Here is a 7,175-nt window from a genome sequence, read left to right as displayed (position 1 = left end):
TTTGATAACAGCATTTTTGCACTGCATATTGTTGCCGGCATTATTGTTTATTGCACCGCCATATTGCAATTCACACCTTCAATACGCAACAACTACCTTTCCTTTCATCGTGCTACAGGTAAGCTTTACATTCTTGCATCGCTGATTTGTATTACTACGCTATACATCATGATACCGAGAACCTGGTGCATTGGATGCAGGCCATCACAACTTACAGTAACCAGTTTATGGCTGCTGTTTATAACACTTGCTTTTTATTTTATTAAGCAACGAAAAATAATGCTGCATCAACGCATGATGATCAGCAGTTTTATTTGTGCGGCTTACTTTGTTACCGTAAGAGTAATTGATGCTTATGCCATGAACATATTCTATTATTTGTTTCCAAATAAATCAACAGCATACCTGGCTTCAGATGTGTTTGTGTGGTTGGTTCCATTGCTGATGTTCAACATATATTGGTTGATAAAAGATAAAAAACAAACGGCATGAATCAATTATTAATGTCTTGTATCGTATCCGCCTTTTCACAACGCAAAGTAAATATGCGATACAAACACATCATCCCCGTATCGGGAGACCAAGGCAACAAAAAATAAAAAACATGAAAAAAATAGTCTTTATAATCATTGCAATATCTGCCTCAACATTGTTGCAGGCACAACAATCATTAACAAAAAACCAGCAGGCCGTACAAGAAACAGTCATAAAAATGTTTGATGCTTTATCCAACCGGGATTCTGTCAGCCTGAAAACTTATAGCACAGCAGATATTAGCTTGTACGAATATGGCCAGGTATGGAATATGGATACACTCATACTGAAAGCCATTACACTAAGCCAGTCAGCAGACTTTAAGCGTACCAATAGTTTTGAGTTCATCAATACCACAGCAGATAAAACTATGGCATGGGTTACTTATCGTCTGCAGTCAGCAATAACAAAGGATGGCAAACAGGCAACTGTACAATGGCTGGAAACAGTAGTTTTAGTTAAAGAAAGAAAACTGTGGCGGGTAAAACACCTGCATTCAACACTTATTAAACGAAGTTAAAATTTATTGTGGAGAAAGAATTTTGGCTAAAGCCAATAATGCAAAATCAAATTATCCTCCAGCCAAAGCTGGAGGCAATTTAAAAAACTGGAGATAATTTTAAAAGACAGAAGTAATTGAAAGATGTAAATAGTTTGAAATTGTATGTTGAATTGCCACACGGCTTTAGCCGGATTAAAAAATTAAAATCTATTGGCTTTAGCCGAACAAATAAAAACAAACAATAAAACAATGAAAAAAATAACAACCTTGCTCATTGCCATTTTATGTACAACCTTATTGCAGGCGCAAGACAGTGCAAACAGTAAATTTTCTTTCAGTATCCTGATTGCTATTAGGTAGAAGTGAATAATGCGGAATAGTAATAACAGCATGAGTAAATAAAATTATTTTCAGCTTAGTTTATTATCTTACAAATTCTTATCTAATTCCTTGCAAATCTGCTTTAGCCTGCCGCTAATTTTTTCCTGAAAAAAAATCAACACCAACTAACATGCAAACCCTAACTCCTGTTCAAACAAACGAAAGAGAAATTTTTATGGATGTGCTGCGTGGCTTTGCCATACTCGGTATTTTTATTGCCAACCTGGGCAGTGGCTTTACCTGGTACAGCGAAAGCGCACACTTAACCGGGCCAATGCTGTTGCCCGAATTAGATCATAAAGTAAAGTACCTGCACGAAATGTTTATTGAAGGAAAATTTTATTCCATCTTTAGTTTATTGTTTGGCTGGGGTATTGCTTTGCAGGTAAAAAGAGGAATCGCCAAAGGTATTGATGCCATACCCACCATAAAAAGAAGATTGGTATTTATGTTATTGCTGGGTGCCATTCATTTATTAATATGGCCGGGTGATATTGTTTTCTTTTATGCACTGTTAGGTTTTTTATTATTGCCTTTTAGAAAATTTTCTGACAAAACTTTATTGATAAGCGGGGCAACACTTCTTTTACTGCCCGTTGTTTTATATGCTGCTAAAATGCAATGGCCATTTTTAAATGCCCCCGCCGGAATTTTATTTGAAACAGGTGGTGCTGTTGATCATGCATTAAATAATACCAACTCCGAAGCAGATTTTAAAAATTTATTGCGTAACGGTAACTGGTGGGATGTATTTAAAGGACATGTAGCTGGTTTCTTTTTTAGATACGGCTATTTAATTTTTGTAAGCCGCATACCAAAAGTACTGGGTATGTTTTTAATTGGGTATGTGGTTGGTCGCAGCGATTTTTATAAAAATATCCTGCAGCATAAAAAAATATTGTACGGTGTAATTGCTTTTGGATTAATAGTTGGCCTGCCTGCAAATTATTACCTGGCTTATTATATGAGCTGGTACGAAGGCGATTATTTCAATTTAAAAATAAATGGTTTTTATCAAACGCTTGCTTATGCGTTGGGTGTTGTGCCATTGGCAATGGCTTATGCAGCGTTGCTAATGTTTAGTTTTAAAACCAATGCCGGTAAAAAAATATTATCCGTATTTGCGCCGGTAGGCAAAATGGCTTTTAGCAATTACATCATGCAATCGCTTATTGGCAATTTTGTTTTTTTGGGGGCCGGTTTAGGTTATTTAGAAAAAGTGGGGCCGGTTTATTTTACTCTTTTTGGCATAGCAGTATTTATTATTCAGGTAATAATTAGCACCATCTGGCTAAAATATTTTAACTACGGCCCGGTGGAGTGGCTGTGGCGAAGTGCTACTTATAAAAAATGGCAGCCAATGAAAAAACAATCTTTAAGCAGCATATAATATGGAAGAAAATAAAGAAATACGGGAAGAACAACCAGCAGAAAATATTTCTGCCGCAGGCTCCGGCGGGGAAGTTGAGCAAAGCAACATCCCGCCTTTAAGCGGCACAGCAATAATTGAAACAATAAACACAGCAAAAGAAAAGGATATGGAAGTACATCATCATACACATGCCGCACATGGAAAGAAAAACTGGAAAGCTTATTTCTGGGAATTTTTAATGTTATTCCTTGCTGTGTTTTGTGGATTTTTAGCAGAGTATCAGTTGGAGCATAAAATTGAAAGAGACCGGGAGAAGGTTTATATGCAAAACATGCTTGAAGATTTGAAAGCTGATACAGCCATATATGCAGACTACCTGGCAAGAAATGCGGTAGTACGTGATTTGTTAGATACTATTACAGTTTTAATAAAAAGACCCGACCGGAAAAAATACATCAGCAAACTTGCCTATTCTGCAAGAATCCTCACTGCCAAATGGAAGCAAATAGCCATGGTAAAGCGGACCTATGAAGACATGAAAAGTTCTGGTCATTTACGATTGATACGCAATAAAGAAGTATCTGGAAAAGTTTCCTCTTACTACAACTCTTTGTCGGAACTGGACACATACAATAATGTTGGAATGATTTGGGCAAATAATTATGCACAGGCCATGGCTAAACTATTTGATGGCGAAGATTTACTGAAAATAATTAAAGAAAAGAAAGAAATACCGTTAACCGCCGATGCAATGATTAGTGAAGACAAGATTGCCATGAACGAATTGCTGACGAGTGCCGGTTATTTTTATGGGGCTTTATCATTAAATAATATTGTAGCCGCTAATAGAAACCAAGATGCAAAAAAACTGATTGAGCTATTACAAAAAGCATATCACCTGGAATAATATTATGGAAGAAAATAAAAACATACCACTTAAGCAACCAGCAGAAAATATTCCTGCCGCAGGCCCCAGTGGGAAAGTTGAGAATAAAGAAATCTCAACTTCAATTGAAGAAATAATTTCTTCCGAAGAAAATATTTTGCCCGAAACAAAAAGAATTGAAACCACAAACACAGCAAAAGAAAACGATATGGAAGTACATCATCATGCACACAACCCGGCAGCACCACATCATAAAAAAAGCTGGAAATCTTATTTCTGGGAATTTTTAATGTTATTCCTGGCTGTGTTTTGTGGTTTTTTGGCAGAGTATCAATTGGAGCATGTAATAGAACATCAACGGGAAAAAGAATTCGCCAAAGCCTTGTACGCAGAATTGCTGGATGATTCCACAGCGGCGGCTAATAAGCTAAGCAGCCGCCTGGAAAAAGAAAAAGATATGGATTACTTAACCAGTTATTTTAGAGATAGCTCTTTAACAAATCTTCCTAAAAAATTCTATCCTGCATATACCACCAGTTTGTACCTCATCAACACCTATACTTTTGAACCGAAAGACGGCATCCTCAGCCAGCTCAAAAATTCCGGCTCTCTCCGATATTTTAAAAGCATTGTTTTGCAAAAGCTGATTGGCGACATCAGTGTTAATATAAATACTGTACGGACAAGGAATGAACAGGAGTACCAATATTTTGCCAGCCCCATCAAACCTTTTATGCTGAAATATTATGACTGGAGCTGGATAGATAGTTTACGTAAAATGGATACCACTGCCAACGTATTGGATGTAATAAATAATTACCGCCAAAGTAACCAGAACATAGAAAGCAACATCTTAAATATTGCTTCGTTCGACCGTGGCGAAGCATCCAACATGATACTGTTTTATAAACAGATGATGGTATCAACCCGAACGCTGCAGATGAAAAATTATATTCAAACCAATCATAAAATCCTAACAGTATTAAGAGAAAATTATTCTTTAAAAAATGAGTGAAAAAAATAAAAACACAGAACCGGAGCAAACAGCAGAAAATATTCCGGAAGTTGAGCAAAGCGAAACTCCAACTTCAAATGAAGAAACAATTTCTTCTGAAGAAAATATTTTGCAAGAAAAAGAAACAATTGAAACAACTAACACAGCAAAAGAAAAAGATATGGAAGTACATCACCACACCCACGCCCCACACGGAAAGAAAAACTGGAAATCGTATTTCTGGGAATTTTTAATGTTATTTCTTGCTGTGTTTTGTGGTTTTTTGGCAGAGTATAAACTGGAGCATACTATAGAACATCAACGAGCGAAAGAGTATGCACAAAGCCTTTATAAAGATTTGCAAAACGATACAGCCGATTTAAAAAAGGCAGCATTGTATGAAAACAGGGTAAATAATATCATTGACAGCCTCGTTAATTTTATAAGCAGTGCTGACTTTTCTCAAAAAGGGGGTCAATTATATTATTATATGCGGCTTGCAAGCTTAAGGTATGATGTTGACTGGAACAAAGCTACATTAAACCAACTTATCAGCTCCGGTAACCTTCGTTATTTCACCAATACGCAACTGGTAACGCAGCTAAGTAATTATAATACGATTACAAATATAATTTCCAAACAGGATGATTATATTTTTGAAAAAAGAAAAAGGGCCGTTACATACAAAGACCGGATTACAATACCTAAATACGATCAGGCCCTTGCATCAATCTCAATGGACGATGTTGCGTTAGGAAGAAAAAATACTTTAATTGATTCCATCAGGAATACAAATATGCCCGTGCAAAACAATACTGCTGATATGTTAAATGCATTTGCAAATGCCCTTCTTGATACTAAAATTAACAGGCAAAACCAGCGGACAAAATATTATCCCAAAGCGATAGAATTGGCAAATGAGATAATGGAATTATTAAAAAAAGAATATCACCTGAAATAAAAAGATTATGAACAAGCCAGTACTTAAAACAATTGCCATAAAATTTTTGATTTATATCATTATAGGTTTTTCTGTAGCATTTATATACAGGCAAATAAAAAATTAGCAATGGAAGAAAACAAAAATATAAACCCCAAACAAACGGCAGAAAATATTCCTGAAGTTGAGCACATTGAAACCCCAACTTCAAAAGAAGAAATAACTCCTTCTGAAGAAAATATTTTGCATCAAAAAGAAACAATTGAAACAACAAACACAGCAAAAGAAAACGATATGGAAGTACATCATCACACCCATGCACCTCACGGTAAAAAAAACTGGAAATCTTATTTCTGGGAGTTTTTAATGTTATTTCTTGCGGTGTTCTGCGGATTTTTGGCGGAGTATCAACTGGAGCATGTTATAGAGCATCAACGGGAAAAGCAATATATCGAATCGCTGGTTGCTGATTTAAAAAGTGACCAGGAAGTTTTATCAACACATATTGAACATGTAAAAAACGGTCTTTCCATGATGGACAGCATGATTAACATTTTGAATACTCCTGCTCAACTAAAGAACAATACCGCCAACTTATATTTTTTTGCAAGACTTGCACCAAGGCTAAGCCCACTATCAACCAACAACCGCACTTTTGAACAACTGAAGAACTCAGGTAATTTCAGGCTCATCAGGAATCTTAATACTTCAAACAAGATCATGACCTATTATGAAAAATTTCCCCTGACCCGCCTGCTGGAATCAGTTAATGAAACAGAATTTACAGAATATAAAAAAGCAGCAGCAAAAATTTTTGATCCGATGCTTTTTTTAAATTCAGAAGGACTAAATGACGAGATAAAAAGATTAAACTACAATCCGGCATTACGCACAACTGACAATGAATTATTACGGGAGTTTTCCATTTTTGCAGTGTATATGCATGGCACAAAAAAAGGAATGCTTACAAATGATGAAATATTAAAAATAACCGGGGCGGAATTAATTGCATACTTACAAAAAGAATATCACCTTGAATAAAAAATATCATTATGCAACAAACATTAACTGCAAACTCCAAAAGAATTGAAACAATCGACCTGCTTCGTGGCCTGGTCATGATCATCATGGCCCTCGATCATACCAGGGATTATTTTCACAGTGTAGCCAATGTCAACGATCCGCTTGACCTGGCAACCACCACGCCGTTTCTTTATTTTACCCGCTGGATTACTCATTTTTGTGCGCCCACTTTTGTTTTTCTATCCGGTGTATCGGCCTGGTTGCAGAGCCGCCGCAAAACAAAAAAAGAACTCAGCCGCTTTTTAATAACCCGTGGTCTCTGGCTTGTTTTTATGGAGGTTGCAGTGATCGGCCTGGCCATAACGTCTGATATACATTATGGGTTTTTCTTTTTACAAACTATCTGGTCTATCGGCATCAGTATGATCATACTCGGCCTTGTTATCTGGCTTCCTTTTAATGCAATACTGGCAATTGGTTTACTGATTGTATTGGGACATAACAGTGTTGACTTTGCAGAAGCAAGCCGCAATGGAAATGTTC

At 36.4% G+C, this 7,175-nt stretch carries 8 protein-coding genes; all 8 read left to right on the top strand.

From position 1 onward, the window contains the following. Positions 1-492 (top strand): DUF2306 domain-containing protein (locus ACY65O_RS12930; protein WP_462221274.1); only part of this gene is annotated, 492 nt, incomplete at its 5' end. 112 nt (positions 493-604) lie between these two features. Further along, entirely contained in the window at positions 605-1,054 is a 450-nt protein-coding gene (locus ACY65O_RS12925; protein WP_462221273.1) for a nuclear transport factor 2 family protein, read from the top strand. Between the two features lie 493 nt (positions 1,055-1,547). Beyond that, positions 1,548-2,807, top strand: coding sequence for a DUF418 domain-containing protein (locus tag ACY65O_RS12920; protein ID WP_462221272.1), 1,260 nt, complete (start codon positions 1,548-1,550; stop codon positions 2,805-2,807). Position 2,808: 1 nt separating this feature from the next. Continuing rightward, positions 2,809-3,696 carry a hypothetical protein gene (locus ACY65O_RS12915; protein ID WP_462221271.1) on the top strand — a complete coding sequence of 296 codons (888 nt, stop codon included), beginning with the start codon at positions 2,809-2,811 and terminating at the stop codon, positions 3,694-3,696. Beyond that, the gene (locus ACY65O_RS12910) at positions 3,662-4,690 is read left to right on the top strand and encodes a hypothetical protein (protein ID WP_462221270.1); all 1,029 of its coding nucleotides are present in this window, start codon (positions 3,662-3,664) and stop codon (positions 4,688-4,690) included. Before ACY65O_RS12915 ends, ACY65O_RS12910 begins: the two co-directional genes overlap by 35 nt. After that, positions 4,683-5,630 carry a hypothetical protein gene (locus tag ACY65O_RS12905; RefSeq protein WP_462221269.1) on the top strand — a complete coding sequence of 316 codons (948 nt, stop codon included), beginning with the start codon at positions 4,683-4,685 and terminating at the stop codon, positions 5,628-5,630. The genes ACY65O_RS12910 and ACY65O_RS12905 overlap by 8 nt, the downstream gene beginning before the upstream one ends. Positions 5,631-5,738: 108 nt before the next feature. Next, positions 5,739-6,650, top strand: a complete 912-nt coding sequence (locus ACY65O_RS12900) for a hypothetical protein (protein ID WP_462221268.1) — start codon at positions 5,739-5,741, stop codon at positions 6,648-6,650. 11 nt (positions 6,651-6,661) lie between these two features. Continuing rightward, positions 6,662-7,175: DUF1624 domain-containing protein (locus tag ACY65O_RS12895; RefSeq protein WP_462221267.1), on the top strand; the 514-nt coding region annotated here is incomplete at its 3' end.

Origin of the sequence: Ferruginibacter sp. (assembly GCF_031430955.1) — a bacterium.
GTDB lineage: Bacteria > Bacteroidota > Bacteroidia > Chitinophagales > Chitinophagaceae > Ferruginibacter.
The sequence above is the reverse complement of the archived record's forward strand: the minus strand, read 5'-3'. Positions and strand labels throughout refer to the sequence as shown.

What these genes read in the sequence shown, in the direction of transcription:
- ACY65O_RS12905 (WP_462221269.1), top strand. Translation starts at nt 4,683, where the DNA reads ATGAGTGAAAAAAATAAAAACACAGAACCGGAGCAAACAGCAGAAAAT.
- ACY65O_RS12920 (WP_462221272.1), top strand. Translation starts at nt 1,548, where the DNA reads ATGCAAACCCTAACTCCTGTTCAAACAAACGAAAGAGAAATTTTTATG.
- ACY65O_RS12915 (WP_462221271.1), top strand. Translation starts at nt 2,809, where the DNA reads ATGGAAGAAAATAAAGAAATACGGGAAGAACAACCAGCAGAAAATATT.
- ACY65O_RS12900 (WP_462221268.1), top strand. Translation starts at nt 5,739, where the DNA reads ATGGAAGAAAACAAAAATATAAACCCCAAACAAACGGCAGAAAATATT.
- ACY65O_RS12925 (WP_462221273.1), top strand. Translation starts at nt 605, where the DNA reads ATGAAAAAAATAGTCTTTATAATCATTGCAATATCTGCCTCAACATTG.